The organism is Sphingomonas sp. R-74633 (assembly GCF_013416555.1).
Lineage (GTDB): Bacteria > Pseudomonadota > Alphaproteobacteria > Sphingomonadales > Sphingomonadaceae > Sphingomonas.
This window is the reverse complement of the sequence record NZ_JACCFG010000002.1, coordinates 465,646-483,373: the sequence shown is the minus strand read 5'-3', so window position 1 is coordinate 483,373 and position 17,728 is coordinate 465,646. Positions and strand designations below refer to the sequence as shown.

The following is a 17,728-nucleotide window of genomic DNA, read 5'->3' as shown; positions in this document are numbered from 1 at the left end:
ATCGCGACCCCGCGACGTGCCCCTGCGCGCCGCTCTGCATGCGCGCGCCAACTTCATTTCAGCAAAGGAAACGACGATGCCAGTCCACAAGCTCGACGCGGCTTTCTGCCTCACCGCCCAATGCGAGGCGGACAAGCGTAAAACAGATTACTATGATACTGGAATAAAAGGATTTACCTTGGAATGCCGCGCCGGTGGCGGGAAGACCTTCTACCTGCGCTATCAGGACCAGCACGGCCGGCAGAAGCAGCACCGGATCGCCGGCTATGGCGATGCAAGCTTCGACAAGATCAAAAGGGAGGCCCAGCGGCTTCGATCGGAAGTCACCCTCGGCGGCGACCCGGCAGCGAAGAAGGCCGAAAAGAAGGCGATCCCGACCTATTCCGAGTTGGCGCAGAAGCATCTCGACTTCGTGAAGGGGACGGCTCGGTCCTACGACACGATCGAGGGCTATATGCGCCGGCATATCCGGCCCAGATGGGATCGCGTGCTGCTTTCCGACATCACCCAGCCCGAGGTTGCGAAGTGGCTGGCGGAGAAGGGGGAGGGGCCGCTGTCACCGGCCTCGGTCGAGAAGGTGCGCGTCATCTTCAACCGCAGCTTCGAACTGGCGATCCGCTGGAACCTGCCGGGCGTTACCCGCAACCCGGTCAAGGGCATCCCGCGCAAGCCAATCAACAACGCTCGGGATCGCAGCCTGACGGCGGACGAAGCCAAGCGGCTGCTCGCGGCGTGCGAGGCTTCGGTCAATCCGCAGCTCAAGATCATCGTGCCGTTGCTGCTCTATACCGGCGCCCGGCTGTCCGAGCTGCTGCACGCAGAGTGGAAGAACGTTGATCTCGATAGGCGGCAGTGGCTGATTCCCATGTCAAAAACGGGGAAAGCGAGGCGGGTGCCGCTGTCGGGCGCGGCGATTGAGGTGCTGAAGGCCGCACCGCATTTCGACGGCTGCCCCTATGTCGTGCCGAATCCCGAGACCCGAAAGCCGTTCGTGGCGATCAAGCGGGTCTGGCAGACTGCACGCGATGAAGCGAAGCTGGCGGGGCTTCGGCTCCACGACCTGCGTCACGCTGCCGCCTCTGCAATGGTCACGGCCGGCATCGACCTGTTCGCTGTGGGCAGAGTGCTGGGGCACGCGGATCACAAGTCTACGATGCGCTATTCGCATCTCTCCCAGGACGCCCTGCTGGCCGCCGTCGAGGCCGGCGCGAAGAAGATGCAGGCCTAATCCCTAACCCCGCTCGCGACTGGCTCAGGCTGGATCGCGGGCGGGGGCATCCCCCTTCTATTTTTTCGGAGCAACACCATGACGAATGAATCCGCCCCGGCCGACATGACCGCCGATGAGCTCAATGCAATTTTCCGCAGCCTGCGTGCCCTGAAGCGGCAGCATGAGAAATCGATGAACGATGATGAACTCGCCGAACTGCTTATCGGCGCGGCGATATTCCACGGCTTCGACCAGGGTAGGCGAATAACAGGCGCTCTCGCGACACTGGAAATGAACAGGCGTCACGCCGGTATCATCCTGAAACGACTCACGGGCGTGAGGTGGCATCGGAGCGACGATGGGCGGTACAGGCTTATCGTTTGATCTTCCGCTGAGTAATCGCCGAAGCTGTTCCAGAAGGAGGGACGAATATGGATGCCTTTGAACAGCTGGTTGCCGAGTTGTTTTTCGCGGAAGGGTATTGGGTTCAAACGTCCTTCAAGGTCGAACTGACCAAGGAGGAAAAAGCCGCGGTGGGGCGAGCATCCTCACCGCGGTGGGAGATCGATGTGGTCGCTTACAAGGCGGCAACCGATGATCTGCTCGCCATCGAGTGCAAGAGCTTCCTCGACTCAACCGGAGTGAAATGGGCCGAACTTCAAGACGGCCATGCCAGCAAGCGTTACAAACTGTTTCGTGAGCCTGAGTTGCACAGCGTGGTGCTTAACCGTCTGCGCACGCAGATGGTGGAGACTGGACGCTGCAGGGACACCACGAAGGTGCGCCTTGCGATGGTGGCGGGCAAGGTGAAGCGCGGCGACGAAGAGCGGCTGCCAGAACATATTCAGTCGAAGGGTTGGCTGTTCTTCGGGCCAGATTGGCTGCGCGACCGGCTGCAAGAGAGGGCACGGGATGGGTACAGCAATCAGGTCTCTTCAATTGTCGCCAAGCTGCTTATTCGCGGCTCGGCAAAGGAAGGTCCGAAGGCCACACCAGGAGCAAAGTTGGCGGCTGACGCATCTCTGACGCTGATTATGAATGCTAACCCTAAGAAGGCGGGGTCGATGGCGCACGGGCGGTACGAACTCTACTCCCATCCCCGCGCGCGGACAGTCGGTGGGGCGCTTTCACTAGGTATTCTGCCCGCTGACCTGCGCAATGATGCGGCGAAGGGGTACATCCGTATCGGCTGATCGCTTCGACTTAACATAAGGCGTTTATCGCATCGGCCGGCACTACCGGTGGGTTTCCGGTTGATATGCAATTCGCTCCACCGCCTTCGTAGCGTCGCCGCGCTTCATGTACCGGCCGAGTAGGTGCCCTTCGCTGGAATCGATCTCCTCAACACGGAAGAGGTCCAGGAACTTGTCATCCCGAGGTGCCAAGCGAAATAGTCGGCCACCTACTCGGCAGTAAAGATCTTTGGTGCCCGCCCAAGGCGTCCATTTGCAATCGGCGCCAGACAGCAAGCGTTGCTCAGCGGCCAGACGTTGCTCCTCCTTCAGCTTCGCGTATCGGTCACGATGCTCCTGCTCCAGGCGAGCTTCTTCGCTTTCGATGTGCGCGCGCAACACGCCAACGATCGCCGGCAGCTCTGTCCCCTCGGCCTTCTCCGCCTCGTAGATCGCGAGGCAACCGGTCTGGAACTCATCGCGCGGGAACTCGCTGTAGCGCTCTTCCTCGAACGCTCTTAGTCGCTGCTCGACGTCGCTGAGGGTCAGCCTCGGCCCCTCCATACGGTTGAGGTGGTCTCGCAGATCGGAAACCGGGATCCAGCACGGCACTGCCGATTGTGCGAGCTGGTCCCGCAGGCCACTCCACTTGGTCCACATTGAGTTCCCGCGATCGAGCTTGTTCACAATCTGCTGCGCCAGCTTGATGAGAACATACGGGTCTTTGATGTGGCGAAGGGAAGGGCTTTTCACGTGCTCGAACAGGAGCTGCTTCACCGCCTGAACACGGTCATCCTCGAGCACATCCGATCTCCTGCTGGCAGTGGCGCCACGATGGGCTATTCTTGCTGCGATCGCTGATGGATCAAGGGACTAGCTCGTCATTTTGCCGAGCGCGACGAATTGATCCACAAATTGTGCTCGCGGCGGTTGACAGCACATTTTGTCCCCCGTAGAGGCGCTCGCCTACCCCGTGCCCAGATGGCGGAATTGGTAGACGCACCAGCTTCAGGTGCTGGCGCTCGCAAGGGCGTGGAGGTTCGAGTCCTCTTCTGGGCACCATTTCCTATTTTGTTGTGAAACCCGAGCGAGAGCTCGGTGCATTTCGTTCAAAAGGGGCGGGCGCGATATGTGATCGCGTGCCTTACTCACGGCTCATTTTTTGGACCTTCAGTACTGTCGCTCCACTATCCTGAGGCGGTTGCAATCGGTTTCTGGGCCTAGATTGCGCTCCGTGACGATCATGCGGGCCAGTTATGTCGCAACCAAATTGACGCAATTCGGTGGGTTCCTTGCCTTCACACGAAGGTGCCGGTTCGGTAGCGTCGCCTATGCTCGACTTCCAACTGCTCAATGCCGAAGCTGCGCCGGTCGATGTAACCATGATGTGGCGCCGCGATCGCGTATTGATGCATCCGCAGATCAAACTCGCGCACGAGCCTCAGCGCGCGCCAGATGAAGTCGGCCGCTTGACAGCGATCATCGGTCAGAACGGCACCGGTAAGACTCACCTTCTCGCTTCAATTATCGACTGCATGCTCGCAATCGAGAATGCTGCGAAGGGACGCGTGAGCGGCACCCGGCAGCTGCCGCTCCAGCGGCTATCCTATAATGTAGGCTCCAGTACTATTGTCCTTGAGCGGGTGGACGAGGGAAGGGCGACGGCGCTCGTCGATGGCGTTCAAGTCACGCTCGATGAGGTGCCCCTGCCCGAGCGCATCGTAGCACTCACGATCACGCCATTTGACAAGTTTCCGGTGCCGCGCCTTGCCACGTTTTCCGTGCAGCCGATGGATGAGTCCAGATATCGCTATCTTGGCCTCCGCGACAGAACCGGAAAGGCATCGATCGAGAATCTACTTTTCCGTTCGCTCAACAGCCTCTTTGAAACCAAGAGCAATCCGGCGGTGAGTCGCGCCCGCATCAGTCGTGTTTTCGACTTTCTGAAGCTCAAGCCAAAGTTGACAGTGGTGTACCGACTGAGAGTGTCACGTGAGGTGCTTCGGGCATGTCATGACGGCGGCCCCATTCTCAACGGCGAGGTAATGCGCGACAGTAGCCGTCTTCGAAGATCTCAAGAGGTTGTTAAGTCTGGTCAAGCAACTGAAGAGGAGCTGATCGATGCGATCCTCTATGCTGACAGGATTAAGGATAGAGGTTTTGTCCGGTTGACTGCAAACTTCGAAGCGGACGGTTACGTCGATCCTGACTTCGCATTGTTGCAGCCAATTCGCCGTGCCGGGTTCTTGCAGCTGACGGCTGTAGAGGTGGAGCAGGACAGCGGCCTCATAACCGACCTAAAGCGTGCGAGCTCGGGCCAAATCAGTATCGCGACGGCGCTGCTTTCGCTCGCTTCCGAGATCCAAGACGGTAGCCTTGTCCTAATCGATGAGCCCGAACTAAGCCTGCATCCCGACTGGCAAATCAAATATATCGACCTATTGCTCGATACGTTTCGCGGCTACCGTGGATGCCACTTCATCATCGCCACGCACTCTCCGCTCGTGATTTCGGAGCTGCCTTCTCACGCCACCCTGGTCGCGTTGGACAATCCTGATGCGCCCTCTGCGGCCGAGCTTGCTGGGCAATCGTCAGACTTCCAGTTAGCCGAAGCCTTTCAGCTCACCTCCAACAATAATCTCCATCTTCGCGACCTGATGCTGGATGCAATGCGGGTTGCTGCTGATGGTGAGGCGGATAGCCCGGCATTCCGCGATCAAGTGGCCCACCTGGAGAAGATCACCTCCAAACTTGATCCCGAGGATGGCGTACGCATGGTAGTCGATGGCCTCAGCAAGGCGGCGGCTCACGCCATCGGAAATAAGAATGCAGCCAGTTAAGTACGACGGCGCAGTCGCCGATATCGTCGCGGCCTACAACAGCATACCGGCGGATCAGAAGGTGGCAGCCTACTGGTCAACCGATGCAGCGGGGCCGGTGAGAAAGGCAATTAAGGATCATTACATCGAAGAGCAGCACCAGCGGTGTTGCTACTGCGGCCACCACATTGCGACTAATAACAACGCGGTGTGGGATGGAGAGCACGTGATCTCGCGGGAAACCAAGCCTGCCTTCATGTTCGAGCCCCGTAATCTCGCGGTGTCCTGCAAAGACTGCAACATAGCGAAGTCTGTGAAGGGTGTCCTGAAAAACAAGGACCGAAAGACCTTCCCCAGCAAATCGACAGACTACATTATCGTCCATCCACACTTCGACGAATATGATGACCATATTCACTGGATCGGTCCGGTCGTTTACGCAGCCCCTTCGGACTCCAGGAAGGGATCAATCACCATCGAAATGTGCGACCTCACCCGATATGCTAGACAGTCTGCCGCTCTGAAGGGGAGTGTCTACGACCGCCGATTTCGAGATCGCATGGGCGAGCTGATGATTACGCGCACCCAAGAGGATGCCGCAGACGTGCTCGCTGAGCTTGAGCTCCAGATCAAGAAACTGCCGAAGAAAGTTTAGGCGGCGAGCGTGGCAATGTTCGCGGCGTCGCTTCCGCCCAGATCGCCGCAGAAGTGGCTGTTGGGCGAAGCCCTAATGCCGATCATTCAGCTGCAGCCGGGATATTCTCAAGGCAGCGGTAAAGCCCGGGGGTTGAGGTATGGCGCAGGTCGCTTTCGTGAACTGCTTCTTGCCAAAGCATCTCCCGCTTAGAAGGCGAGCAGGCCTGATCTTAGTCGGGTTTGGGTCTGACATGGGTCGGGGTGAAACTTTCCTTTCTCGCCAGCCAAAAACGGCAGAAAGCCGTGTTTTCCGGCCGGCCCGTCACCGGCCTTCGTAATGCGGGGGTCACAGGTTCGAGTCCTGTAGGCGGCACCATTTTCCAACATCGGTGGATTTCCCGACGAACGGACGTTCGGCCGGGTGGCGGCTTGGGTATATCGGGGAGCGGCGCTGCCAGGGGACCGCCTTGGAAAGGCGGCCTCCTGGTGCAGGCTGGTTCGTGGATTTGCCGCCTTTGGTCGCTCAGCGCCTCGGGCGATCGACGTGGTTAGAGACGATGCAGCATCGGCCGGTTGGGTTCGACTGCGAAGCGGGCCAGGCTGCTGATTGCTCCACCCGGCGCCTGAACCTGGTCCATCACCTTCACATCCGTCCGCCATTCCTTCGCAGTGATGTCGAACAGCTGGTAGCCGCGCTGGTCGTTGAGCAGCGCGACATTGGGGCTCGCTGCCCGCAGCGTCTTGTGGCGCGGCGTTTCGCCGGGGGTGCCGTCACCACCCGAGGTGATCGAGGTGGCGAGGAACTCGACCGCAGCGGCCGGGCCGTCCGGCGCATCGTCGCGCATCGGCACCGTGCCGACCGCATGGATATGCGCGTCGCCGGTGGCGATCACGACATTGCTCAGCTTGTGGCGCGCGATCGAGCGGACGAGCCGGGCTCGCGCCGCCGGATAGCCGCTCCAATTGTCCGGGCCGGGCCGCAGCTGGCGGGTGCCGTCGGCGGCCGTGACGTAGAGCGGCATGACGAAGACCTGCTGCGCGACCAGGTTCCAGCGCGCCTTGCTGGCGAAGCCCTGGTCGAGCCAGGCCTCCTGCGCCTTGCCCATGATCGTCGTCTCGGGTCCGCTGGTGGTGCGGCAGGCCGTCTCGCCCGGCTTCTCGCAGGGCTGGTCGTCGCGGTAGCTGCGCGTGTCCAGCACATGCATGCGCAGCAGCCCGCCAAAGTCGAGCCGGCGGTACATGGTGATCCCGCCCGGCCCGGGCATCTGGGCGCGGCGCACCGGCACATTCTCGTACCAGGCCTGCATCGCGGCGAAACGGCGCAGCAGGAACGCCTCGGGCGGGGTGCCGTCCTGATCGAATCTGCTCGCCCAGTTATTGTCGACCTCGTGGTCGTCGAACGACATGACGAAGGCGGCGGCGGCGTGCGCTGCCTGGAGATCGGGATCGCTCTTATATTGGGCGTACCGCCGCCGATAATCGTCGACGCTGTAGATCTCGTCGCCGAAATGATCGCGCGAGACGATGCTGCCGCCCGCATCGCGGATCAGCATGTTCTTCGTCGCCGGGTGCATCGCGCTTTCGTAGATATAGTCGCCATAGTGGAAGACCGCATCGAGATCGGGCTCCTGGCTGATATGGCGCCACGCTTCGTACCAGCCCTGCGGATAGGCCTGGCAGCCGGCGACCGCGAGGCGCAGGCGATCGACCGTCGCGCCGGCGGCCGGCGCCGTCCGCGCCGTGCCGACCGGGCTCGCCTCGGCGCCCTCGACCAGGAAACGATACCAATAGGGTCGAGCCGGCTTGAGCCCGCCGAGCTCGACATGCACCGAATGGCCAAGCTCGGGGCGGGCGACTGCCGCACCCGACTGGACGATGCGCGCAAACCGCGCATCCTCGGCGACTTCCCAGCGCACCGGCACCGCGGCCATCGGCATGCCGCCATGTTCGGCCAGCGGCTCGGGTGCCAGCCGCGTCCAGATCACGAACCCGTCGGGCCAGGGATCGCCTGCGGCGACCCCCAGCGAGAAGGGGTAGCGACTGAACTTCGGCGCCGCCCAGGACACCGGGGCAAGCCCGCTAAACAAAGCGAGGCTGCCGGCACCGGCGAGCAGCTTGCGGCGATCGAGCACGAGCGTCATGCGGTCTCTCCCGGGATCAGAAGCGGCCGCGGATGCCGATGGTGCCCGAGCGACCGAACCAGTTCTCGATCGCCGTGTGATTGGCCAGGTTCGGGTCCGCCGTCTGCGTGCCCGGCGCAACCCCCGGGACGACGACGTTGTAGGGCTTGTTGAGCGCGTTCGACATGGTGCCGAACAGCTCGAAGTTCTTCGTGACCTTGACGCGCAGGTTGAGGCTCACATCGGTGCGCGCCTGGAACCAGCTCGGCGTGGTCGAACGCAGCTTGTCGTCGTTCCACAGCAGGTTGACGTAGAAGCGCACCGGCCCCTTCTCATACATGACCGCGGCCGAACCGATATTGTTGCCGAGGCGCAGCAGCGGGTCGTCGCCATGCGTGTTGGGCTCGTTGTGCATGAAGGCGCCGCGCACCGACAGGCCGTTTAGCGGCGAAGGCAGCCAGCTGAAGCTGTGCTGGAAGCTCGCCTCGATGCCCTTGATGGTGACCAGGCTGACCTGCTTGTAGGTGGTGAAATAGATGCCTGTCGGATCGTCGATGCCGAGCTGTGCCAGCGCCTGCGCTGCGGCGGAGCCCGCTTCGTCGGCAGTCAGGTCAGACTGGGCGACCGCCAGGCCCTTGATCCGGTTGTAATAGACGCCGACGTTGAACAGGCCGACGCTCTTGAAATAGCGCGAGTAGCGCGCCGAGAAATTGTCCGACGTCGCCGGCGACAGGCCCGGATTGGGGATGGTGATCAGGCCGGTGCCGAGATCGCCGCCGAGCGGATCATAGCTGGCATTGCCCGCGGTCGCGTTCAGGCCGGGGCGCAGGATGGTGTGGCTGTAGCCCGCGTCGATGTCGTTGCTCTCGCCGAAGGTCCATTTGATCGACGCCGAGGGGAACAGGTTGAAATAGCGGCCCGTGGTCTTCTGGATCCCGTTGGTGCCGTACTGGATGTCGATGCAGGGGATGGTGGTGGCGACGCCGGTCGCGGCGACCGCGCAGGCCTTGCCGGTGGCCGGATCGAGATGCGTCTTGAGATCCGCCGCAGGCATCTGGGTGTAGCCGAACGAGGTGTTGCTGGTCCATTCGGCACGCAGGCCGGCGCGGAACTTCAGGCGCGGCGCGAGCTCCGCGGTCGCCATGCCGTATAGCGACTTGATGTTCTCCTGGAACCGCGTGGTGTTGTTATAGGCGGCGGCCGCATAATTGGCCGCGGTCGGCACTGCCTTGGCCCAATTGCTCGGGTTGTTGGTGAAGTCGAGATAGAGTTTGTGGGTGTCGAAAGTCGGGATGTAGCTCGAGCCGTTAAGCGAATAATGGTATGAGCCCGACTGGTCGAACACCGTGCGCTGATAGGGGCTGACAAAGGCCTGGATGAATTGGGCGTTCGTCATCGGGCCGACATAGTTGTAGATGCTGTCGAGGAAGGTGTCGTCGCCGAAGCGGTAATTGACGTTGCTGATCTTGAAGCCCGACTGCAGCGTCAGCGGCACATTGCCGAGATGCCCCTCATAGCGGGCGTTCATCTGGCCCGATTTCTCATAGATGAACGCATCCTGCCCGCCGCTGGTGCGGATCTGCGGGGCACTGATCGTGTAGTTGGCCGGGTTCGACCAGTCGAGGCCGGCGGTCTGGGTGACGGTCCAGTCGGTGCCCATCAGGCCCGGGCTGTTCTTGGTCATGTTGAACTGCGGCGTGCCCGACAGCGTCAGCGTTGGTGCGGTGCCCACCTGCTGGCGGTGCAGCGTGTTGTAATAGCTGTGGCTGTCCGAATAGGCGAAGCTGCCGTCCAGGTGGAAATTGCCGCTCTTCCATTCGAAGCTCGGCGCCAGGATGTTGCCGTTGTTGATCTTGTACTGGCCGCCACCGCTGACCGTCATCTTGGCGCCGGTGGTGGTGGTGAAGTTGCTCAGCGGGTCGCCGGTCACGCCGCTGCGCGCGCCGGTGGTGTAGGTCACGTCGCCGGTGGTGTTCTGGTAGACGTCACCGCGATAGAGGATCGAGAGGAAACCGAAGCTCAGCTTGTCGTTCGCCTTGAAATCGAGCTGGAGCGAGCCGGTGCGGCGCGTGGTCTCGCGCGGGTTGGCGGCGGTTTCATAGGCGGAATAGGCCAGCGGCGACGGGCTCTTGGCCGTCGGCGCATAGCTGCGGCTCATCGTGTTCTGCTCGTAGCCGAGATACTGGTCGTTGAAGCCCAGCGAGAACATCACTCCCAAGCGGTGGTCGAAGAAGCTGTCGGCGAAGAACAGGCTGCCATTCGGCAGGAAGCGCTTGGAGCCCCAGCCGTCGGACTTCGGGCCGGTATGCTTATATTTGTCGAGCATGTCGTCCGACGTGAACGCGCTCAGTGAGAACGTGAGGACCGGCTTCTTGCGATTATAGGCGTGCTTGGTGCGCAGATCGACGATGCCCGCGGGTGCGTCGGCGTTCTGGTCGGCGCCGACCGTCTTGTAGAGCACGATCGAATCGATCGCCGAGATGCCGATCGCCTCATAGCTGAACACGCGCGCGGCGGCGGCCGAATTGGCATAGCCGGTGGGCGAGTTGGCGTTGGCGGAGATCACGTCCATGCCGTTGAGCTGGGTGCGGGTGAACTCGCCGGGAAGGCCGCGGAGCGACGCGTAGATCGAGGTGCCGTTGGTGCCATCGACATCGACGCCCGGCATGTACTTGATCATCTCCGCCGGGTTACCGCCGGCGACATCGCCATAGGCCTCGGTCGAAATGATGTCGGCGATCTGCATTTCACGGCGCTGCGCCTGGATCGAGCTGGCCTGACCTTCGCGCTCGCCGTTGACGACGATCTCGTTCTCGCGCGCCGCCTGGCCGTTGCGGCCGGTTTGGGCGAGGTTGAAATCCAGCTGCACGCTCCCGCCGGGCGCAATCACGGCGTCCTGCGTCTGCGAGACATAGCCGACAAAGCTGACCGTGACCGTGACCGGGCCGGCCGGCACGTTCTTCACTTCATAGGAGCCGTCTTCACCGCTCACGACGGAATAGTGCTTGTCGACCGCATCGATGGAGATGTCGGCATTGCGAAGCAGGTTGCCGCCGGCTTCCGTCGCAACGGTGCCGGCAATCGTGCCTTCGCCGATTGCGCGCTCGCTGGCCTGGGTGGGCGATGGGCTTCCCCGGTCCTGCGCGAATGCGGGCAGGGCGATCGCAATTGCGGCGATTGCCGAACCACAAAACAGAACCGAACGATCCAACTTCATTGTAATGCCCCCATGCTTCCCGTCTCAGCGCACATGCGCTGCCGCCTGAGAGCCGCGGGAACCGCGTTTCCGCCATTACGGTCGAATTTTTCCTGGGAGGCCGGTGCCCTTCGGTGATCATCGGAATCCGGTTGCCGACGCAATTAGCGCGCGCCAGCAAGCCCCTGTCGCGGGGGGCTGGCCTATAATGGGGTAAAGGGCCGCCGGAAGAGCTTCTGTCGGCCCAAATATCCGCATTCGCGGCTGGCAAGCAGCCGCCTCGCATGATGAGATTATGAGTTGCTCGTCATGTCCGGCCCCACGACCAGCGAAAGCAATCAGGGAACATCATGAACGCGATCACCGACATCGCTCCCCGCACCGATCCGGAGACGGACAAGGCCATCGAGATCTTTGCGGTGATCGCGCAGGACCTGCTGGAGGACATGGACCGCCCGGAGCTTTGGGAGGCCTTCCCCCAATTCCTTGCTGCGGTCCCGAAGCTTCCCCGCCAGGCCGAGGCAGCCCTGCAATTCTATGCCAGGCGCGATCCGGCCATGGTTCAGGCTGCGATCATCGTTCTGGCGCTCAGCGCCGCGCATTCCGGCAAGCTGGACGAGGCGATCGGGTTCATGATGCCGCTCCTCGCGGTCAACCCGCAGTCGCCGCTTGTCACGGGTGTCACCTTCTTCATCCAGGGCCTGGCCGAGCCCGAGAACCCCAAATACCAGCTCAAGGGCAAGATCTGCCCGGTGCCGTTCGAGCGGCTGGAAGTGCTCGAGACGAGCAGCCACCTGTGCTGCGCGAGCTTCCTCAAGCCGAGCATCGGCAATCTTCACGAGGCCGCCGACTGGCGCGATGTCTGGAATTCGGAATCGGCCGAGGCGATCCGCGCCAGCATGCACGACGGGAGCTACCGCTACTGCGACAAGATGGCTTGCCCGGCGATCCAGTCGAACAGCCTGCCGCCGGCGGCGGACCTTGCCGCCCGATCGAGCGGATGGCGGCGGATCGTTGAGGCAGGTGAAACCCGGGTCGAGCGAGGGCCGGAGGAGGTCAATCTTGCCTATGACAAGACCTGCAATCTGAGCTGCCCGAGCTGCCGCACCAGCAAATATGCGGCCGATGAGGCGACGCGCATGCAATATGATGCGCTGCAGGAGCGGGTCATCCTGCCGATGCTGAAGGACACGCGGCGCGTCACCGTCACCGGCTCGGGCGACCCTTTTGCGAGCAAGAATTTCCGCCGGATGATGGAGCGGCTGACGGTCGAGGAATATCCCGAGCTCAAGTTCCACGTCATGACCAACGGCATGCTGTTCACGCCGCGCGAATGGGAGCGCTTCCCCGCGCTGCACGGTCGTGTGGAGTTGCTGTCGATCAGCCTCGACGGCGCCTCGGCCGCCACGCACGAGACGCTTCGTCGCGGCGCCCGCTGGGAAGTCATGGAGCGAAACCTGGCATTCGCAGGCGAGCTTCGCCGGCAAGGGCTGATCGACGCCTTTCACCTGGGCTTTGTCGCGCAGGTCGAGAATTATCACGAGATGGGCGAGATGATCACCCTTGCAGAGAAGGTCGGCGCCGACGGCGTCTATTTCGGCCGGATCACCAATTGGGGCACGTTCTCGCAGCTGGACTATACGCGCAAGGCGGTGTTCCTGCCCGAGCATCCGGAGCATGGCCGCTTTCTGGAGGCGATGGCCGACCCGCGCCTGACAGACCCGCGCGCCTTTATCGGCAACCTAGTCGATTTTCTTCCCGGCCACTGCTGACAGGCGCTTTCCGGCCAGTAACCGGCTGTGCGCCGGCCGCTATTGCGCATTTGGGGAAGCGATGCGTCGATAGTAGATCGCGAATGCCTCCCGAACCCTGCCGGTCCCCAGGGTCGTCGCGGTGCGCTCGAGGCCTTGCCTGCCGAGCGCTTCGGCCGCGGTTTCCCGTTCCATTGCCGCCCATGTGGGGCCCATCGAACCCGTCGCGGGGTCTTCGTCCGCCAGACCGGAGACTTCGCACATGCTGGTGGAACACTTGGCCACGAGCGCGCGGCGATCGATCGCGGGGATGGTGCGCATGAAGGCGAGAAGCGCTGCCTCGCTTCGATCGGCCCAGCCGCTGTCCCGCGGCTCGCGCACCACGAGATACTGGCTGTCGTCGGCCAGCTCCGAGTTGCGCTGCGGGCTTGGCGGCGCGCGGGTTGCCTCTGCTCCAGTCGGGCGTGGCGCTTCGGATGGCGAGGCGGCGGGCGCGCCCGCGCGGTCCGCGAGCCTCACCACGCCGGCCTCGCTCGGCGAGCGCCCGGAGGGAAGCACCAGCCAGCCTGTCAGTAGCGCACCGGAAACGAGAAGCGCGGTGCCCAGTGCCCAGCGCCGACTATTTGCTGTGTTCACGGCCTAGCGCTCCGATGTTGCAAGGGGTTGGCCCCTGGCCGCGCCGCACGTGCTGCGTGGCCAGGGACCGCCACTCGATGCCGCCTAGTTGGCCGGCCCGCTCCCGAAATAGACCTTGCAGACACCGCCCTCGAGGCGCGTCTGCAGCTCTACGATAGTCGCTCCGGACGCGACCCATTGCAGGCCCGGCGAGAAGCCCTCACAGCCATTGGTGACGGGGTTGGCCAGCGTCACCGGCGCCGCGAGCGTTGCCCAGGGGCCGTTCGGGCTGCCGCTCGCACTCTTGAACATTACAGTGCCGTTGAGCCCCGACGGGCTGCCGTCGGCGACGCGCATATACTGGCCGATCCAAAGGATGCTGCCATCGGGGAGCACCTTGTTTACGGGCGTGTTCGAGAAGAAACGGCCCAGCGAATCCGTTATGCGCGTGCCGATGGTGCTGGTGCTGCCATAGTTCCAGCCATCGGTTGAGGTCTTGTAATAGGTCGCGCAGTTGAGCGGCGCGGCCTGGCCGCAAACCTCATAGGTCATCAGCCGCGTGCCGTCGGCGAGGTTGGACACCACCGGCATGCCGGGCCGCAGGTTGAAATCGCTCATAAGGGCGACGTCGTTGGTCTGGTCGATCCAGTTGACCCCGTCATAGGTCCGCCGGCGCACCAGCTTCTGGCTGCAGCACGAGCTGCTCTCGTCGGCATAGTGCATGACGAGCGCACCGTCGGTGCCCATCGAGAAATCCGGCTCCCACAGGCCCTGGCTGTTGGCGGACGACACCGCCACCGAGACGAAGCTCCAGTTCCGGCCATCGTCGGTGCTCTTGTAGATCTTGATCTTGGCGCGGCTCGTGACGGTCTTCTGGGTATCGACCACGATGCCGAGGATCAGCGTGCCTGCCGCCAGCGAACCGACGGCCTGCGGCACGCGGAAAAGGTTGGGGCTGCTCGACTTGAGCGTCTGGAATTCCGGGTCGTTGATCGTGCCGACCTGGGTGAAGCTGGCACCCGAATTGGTGCTCGAGAAGATCTTGATATTGTCGTCGCCGGGGAAGGACAGCACCGAGGCGATGAGTTCGCCGCTGGGGAGCAGGCGGACGCGCGGATAGCGGGCATCGCTGGTGAGCAGCGTCTGGGCTTGCGCGACGCTGGTGGTGCCCATCACGGCCAGCGTGGCCAGGAGCGCGGCGCGGCTGAGCGCGTGCTTGTAGGTCCGTTTAGTCTTGGTTCGCCTGATCATTGTCTCTCTCCTATTCCCGCTTGTCCGTATCAGGCGACCGGCGCGGGACTCCGCCGCCCTGATCAGAAGACGCGTGCGACGAGCCCTCCCGATCGGATCGGGAGGGGGACAGGACTGGTCGAAAAGGGCGCCGCACGAAGCGAGCCGCGTGCGGCGCCAGATAACCGACGGGGAGCCGGTTTTCGGTTAGGTCAGAAACGGAAGCGGACGCCCACCCGGTAGACTGTCTCGAGATAGCGCGTGGACACGGGGTAGGTATCGCCCTTGGCATTGAACGCGCGGGTGGTGCGCTGCTTGGAGCCGAGCAAGTTCGCGATCGAGACGTTCAGCGACACATTGTCCGTTGGATTGAGCGAACCCGAGAAGTCCACCGTCGGCTCGTCCTTCTCGACGGTCGGCAGGGTGAGCTGGGTGGTCACCGCGGGGTCGGTCACAACGCCGTAGGTCTGGAACTTCGAGCGCCAATTGTAGGAGAGGCGCAGCGAGAGCGGCTTGCTGTCGTAGAAGATCTGCGCATTCGCCAGATAGTTGGACACGCCGCTGAGCGGCTGGACGCCCGGCAGGGTTGCGGCTGCGCTCGGCGACAGCTCCGAACCATGGTCGAGATAGGTGAAGTTCGCGAGGATGCCGAAATTCTGCACCCATTGTGGCAGCGACGGCAGCTTGAAGAAGGTGCGGAAGCCCGCCTCGACGCCCTGGATATAGCCCTTCTGCCCGTTCTCGGGCCGGTCGACGCGCAGCGGCCCCAGATCCGGGTCGGTCATGAACACGGTCGCATTGTTGATGAAGCCGGTGACGTCGCGACGGAAGATCTGAACCGTCGCCGAGCCCGAGCGCGAGAAATAATATTCGAGCGAGGCGTCATAGTTCGTCGACTGAATCGGCTGGAGGTCCGGATTGCCGCCGCTCGCCGTGCGGTAGTTGCACACCGGCGGCGTGACGCTGTTGTCGCAAGCCAGCGTGGCATTGACGGTCAGCGTCGGGTTCAGCGAGCCGAAGTCGGGCCGCGTGCGCGTCTTGGTGAAGGACAGGCGCGCCTGCAGGGTGCGCGACAGCTTCAGGCGGGCGCTGACGTTGGGCAGCAGGTCGAGGTAATTATTGTCCTTCGAATAGGGCTGCCCGGCGCCGCTGCCGATCTTCAGCGTGCCGAGGACGTCGTTGGTGGTGCGAACGGCGCGAAGGCCGATCTGGCCATCGACTTCCATCGTCCCGAGCGGGAATTTATAGTGCGTCTGGATATAGGCCGCATAGGATTTCTCGCCGGCGCTATAGACCCAGTCCATCTTCGGATAGCCCGCCGGCTGGCCGACCAGCATGCGCAGATAGTCGGCATTGTGGATGATGCTCTGCCGGGTCGGCGTGATCCAGGTCCGCGGGTGCACCGTCGGATCGCCGCGGAAGCCGATCATCGACATGTTGAAGTCGAGCGGCAGGTTCACATACTGGATCCGCGGGTCGGTCGCGCCGAGCACCGGCGTGCGGTTCTCCGCGGGGTCATTGTACGAATCGGCGTCGCGATTGCTGTAACGGACGCCCGCCTGGAGCCGGTCGAAGATCGCCAGTTTGATGGGGAGATCGGCGTCGAGGCGCGCCTGGAAGCTGGTGCCGTGGTTGTTGGCGCCATTCTCCGCGAAGTTCAGCATGCGCCACGAGGCGGGATTGGAGAGATCGATGTCGGTCACATAGGCCGACGCGCCGCCGCCGCCCGACTGGTCGTCGAAATTGAAGACGCGCGTGCCCAGCGAGTTCGTGAAGATGTTGAACTGCATGTTGCGGTTCCAGTTGCGCGAATCGGTCTTCGCGACATCGCCGGTGATCCGGCCACCGCCGGGCACCTTCCAGATGAACCCGCTGCCCCCCTGATAGGTGTCGGTCTTGTTCCATTGGGCGACCTGGTAGCCGGTGATGCCGTTACCCGCGCCGCGCATCGTCATCTGGCAGACCAGATCGGTGCTGTTGGGGCACAGAGTGACGTCGTACAAAGGCGCATTGCTACCCGTGTCGAAATGCAGCGCGCTCGACTCGCCCGCCGCGCGGAAGCCCTGGAACAGGAAGTCAGCGTAGAATTCGAAATTCTGGCTCGGGCGCCACTGGAACGACGCCGCCGCCGAGGGCCGGAACCGATCGGAGCTCGGATACTGGAACGAGACGCGCTGCGGATAGCGGACGTTGGGATAGTTCGGCTGGCCGTTGACGACGACGTTCGCGGCGTGACGGAAGATCGCGGTGTTGTCGTCGCGATAGGAGTCGACGAACTTGTTGTCGGTGTAGCTGCCCTCGATCAGCAGGCCCATCTCGCCGATGCCGGTATTCCACCGGTTGCTGATCAGCAGATTGGCATCGACGCCGAACTCCTGCGACTGGCGCCAGTGCAGCCCGGTGACGCCGCCGACGATACGCGTTCCCTTGAAATCGAACGGCTTGTGCGACTTCACGTCGATCTCACCGGCGATGCCGGCTTCGACCATGTTGGCGCCCGCGGTCTTGTACACGTCGAAGCGCGACACCGAGGCTGCCGGGAAATCCTGCAAAGCCACGTTGCGGCCTTCGGCCGTGAAGATCTCGCGGCCATTATAGGTGGTGGTGATGTTGGGCAGGCCGCGCAGGCGGACGCCGCCTGCTTCGCCGTTCAGGCGGTCGACCTGCACGCCGGTGATGCGCGCGAGCGATTCGGCGCCGGTGGAATCGGGGAGCTTGCCGATATCCTCCGCGACCAGCGAATCGACGATGTCGTCGGAATCCTTCTTGATGGCGTCCGCGGTCGCGAGGCTGGCGCGATAGCCCTGGACGACGATCTCCTGCTCAGTGGTATCGTCAACCTGCGGGACTGCCGTTTCCTGCGCGGCCGCCACGCCCGGCATCGCCATCAGTGCGAGCGCAGACGCGCCAATCAACAAACCAGAATTTCGCCGAACCATGTTATCCCCTCCCATATCGTCCGAGTTTGCGCACTCGGGG

At 62.8% G+C, this 17,728-nt stretch carries 12 protein-coding genes and 1 tRNA gene; 7 read left to right on the top strand and 6 right to left on the bottom strand.

Translation table 11 applies throughout. From position 1 onward, the window contains the following. The first annotated feature begins 16 nt into the window (after nucleotides 1–16). The 3 genes from HZY97_RS08410 to HZY97_RS08400 all read left to right on the top strand — a co-directional run bounded on the left by HZY97_RS08410 (nucleotide 17) and on the right by HZY97_RS08400 (nucleotide 2,403). Nucleotides 17–1,228: a tyrosine-type recombinase/integrase gene (locus HZY97_RS08410; RefSeq protein WP_373684322.1), complete on the top strand. Its 1,212-nt coding sequence runs from the start codon at nucleotides 17–19 to the stop codon at nucleotides 1,226–1,228. A 78-nt stretch (nucleotides 1,229–1,306) separates the two neighbouring features. After that, nucleotides 1,307–1,594, top strand: coding sequence for a hypothetical protein (locus tag HZY97_RS08405; RefSeq protein WP_180142506.1), 288 nt, complete (start codon nucleotides 1,307–1,309; stop codon nucleotides 1,592–1,594). A gap of 47 nt (nucleotides 1,595–1,641) precedes the next feature. After that, complete coding sequence (locus tag HZY97_RS08400) at nucleotides 1,642–2,403, top strand: hypothetical protein (RefSeq protein WP_180142504.1); 762 nt, start codon at nucleotides 1,642–1,644, stop codon at nucleotides 2,401–2,403. Between the two features lie 42 nt (nucleotides 2,404–2,445). Here the strand turns inward: HZY97_RS08400 and HZY97_RS08395 are convergent, their stop codons facing one another. Continuing rightward, nucleotides 2,446–3,186, bottom strand: coding sequence for a hypothetical protein (locus tag HZY97_RS08395; RefSeq protein ID WP_180142502.1), 741 nt, complete (start codon nucleotides 3,184–3,186; stop codon nucleotides 2,446–2,448). A gap of 171 nt (nucleotides 3,187–3,357) precedes the next feature. Here HZY97_RS08395 and HZY97_RS08390 point away from each other — a divergent pair. The 3 genes from HZY97_RS08390 to HZY97_RS08380 all read left to right on the top strand — a co-directional run bounded on the left by HZY97_RS08390 (nucleotide 3,358) and on the right by HZY97_RS08380 (nucleotide 5,856). After that, nucleotides 3,358–3,444, top strand: a tRNA-Leu gene (locus tag HZY97_RS08390). 269 nt (nucleotides 3,445–3,713) lie between these two features. After that, entirely contained in the window at nucleotides 3,714–5,222 is a 1,509-nt protein-coding gene (locus HZY97_RS08385; protein WP_180142500.1) for an AAA family ATPase, read from the top strand. Further along, a complete protein-coding gene (locus HZY97_RS08380) occupies nucleotides 5,209–5,856 on the top strand; it encodes an HNH endonuclease (RefSeq protein WP_180142498.1) in 648 nt (215 codons plus the stop codon). Before HZY97_RS08385 ends, HZY97_RS08380 begins: the two co-directional genes overlap by 14 nt. 529 nt (nucleotides 5,857–6,385) lie before the next feature. Here HZY97_RS08380 and HZY97_RS08375 read toward each other — a convergent pair. Together HZY97_RS08375 and HZY97_RS08370 are read right to left on the bottom strand one after the other, a co-directional pair. Next, entirely contained in the window at nucleotides 6,386–7,978 is a 1,593-nt protein-coding gene (locus HZY97_RS08375) for an alkaline phosphatase (RefSeq protein WP_180142495.1), read from the bottom strand. A 16-nt stretch (nucleotides 7,979–7,994) separates the two neighbouring features. Next, nucleotides 7,995–11,174: a TonB-dependent receptor gene (locus HZY97_RS08370; RefSeq protein WP_180142493.1), complete on the bottom strand. Its 3,180-nt coding sequence runs from the start codon at nucleotides 11,172–11,174 to the stop codon at nucleotides 7,995–7,997. A 329-nt stretch (nucleotides 11,175–11,503) separates the two neighbouring features. Here HZY97_RS08370 and HZY97_RS08365 point away from each other — a divergent pair, with 329 nt between their 5' ends. Further along, a complete protein-coding gene (locus HZY97_RS08365) occupies nucleotides 11,504–12,925 on the top strand; it encodes a radical SAM protein (protein WP_180142491.1) in 1,422 nt (473 codons plus the stop codon). 39 nt (nucleotides 12,926–12,964) lie between these two features. Here HZY97_RS08365 and HZY97_RS08360 read toward each other — a convergent pair whose 3' ends face one another. The 3 genes from HZY97_RS08360 to HZY97_RS08350 all read right to left on the bottom strand — a co-directional run bounded on the left by HZY97_RS08360 (nucleotide 12,965) and on the right by HZY97_RS08350 (nucleotide 17,637). Then, complete coding sequence (locus HZY97_RS08360; protein ID WP_180142489.1) at nucleotides 12,965–13,540, bottom strand: hypothetical protein; 576 nt, start codon at nucleotides 13,538–13,540, stop codon at nucleotides 12,965–12,967. An 84-nt stretch (nucleotides 13,541–13,624) separates the two neighbouring features. Continuing rightward, a complete protein-coding gene (locus HZY97_RS08355) occupies nucleotides 13,625–14,770 on the bottom strand; it encodes an exo-alpha-sialidase (protein WP_180142487.1) in 1,146 nt (381 codons plus the stop codon). 191 nt (nucleotides 14,771–14,961) lie between these two features. After that, on the bottom strand, nucleotides 14,962–17,637 hold the full coding sequence (locus tag HZY97_RS08350) for a TonB-dependent receptor (protein ID WP_180142485.1): 2,676 nt from the start codon (nucleotides 17,635–17,637) through the stop codon (nucleotides 14,962–14,964). Nucleotides 17,638–17,728 lie beyond the last annotated feature (91 nt).

Excerpts from the sequence above, each read along its gene's own strand:
- HZY97_RS08405 (WP_180142506.1), top strand. The coding sequence starts at position 1,307 with ATGACGAATGAATCCGCCCCGGCCGACATGACCGCCGATGAGCTCAAT.
- HZY97_RS08400 (WP_180142504.1), top strand. The coding sequence starts at position 1,642 with ATGGATGCCTTTGAACAGCTGGTTGCCGAGTTGTTTTTCGCGGAAGGG.
- HZY97_RS08385 (WP_180142500.1), top strand. The coding sequence starts at position 3,714 with ATGCTCGACTTCCAACTGCTCAATGCCGAAGCTGCGCCGGTCGATGTA.
- HZY97_RS08380 (WP_180142498.1), top strand. The coding sequence starts at position 5,209 with ATGCAGCCAGTTAAGTACGACGGCGCAGTCGCCGATATCGTCGCGGCC.
- HZY97_RS08375 (WP_180142495.1), bottom strand. The coding sequence starts at position 7,978 with ATGACGCTCGTGCTCGATCGCCGCAAGCTGCTCGCCGGTGCCGGCAGC.
- HZY97_RS08370 (WP_180142493.1), bottom strand. The coding sequence starts at position 11,174 with ATGAAGTTGGATCGTTCGGTTCTGTTTTGTGGTTCGGCAATCGCCGCA.
- HZY97_RS08365 (WP_180142491.1), top strand. The coding sequence starts at position 11,504 with ATGAACGCGATCACCGACATCGCTCCCCGCACCGATCCGGAGACGGAC.
- HZY97_RS08355 (WP_180142487.1), bottom strand. The coding sequence starts at position 14,770 with ATGATCAGGCGAACCAAGACTAAACGGACCTACAAGCACGCGCTCAGC.
- HZY97_RS08350 (WP_180142485.1), bottom strand. The coding sequence starts at position 17,637 with ATGGCGATGCCGGGCGTGGCGGCCGCGCAGGAAACGGCAGTCCCGCAG.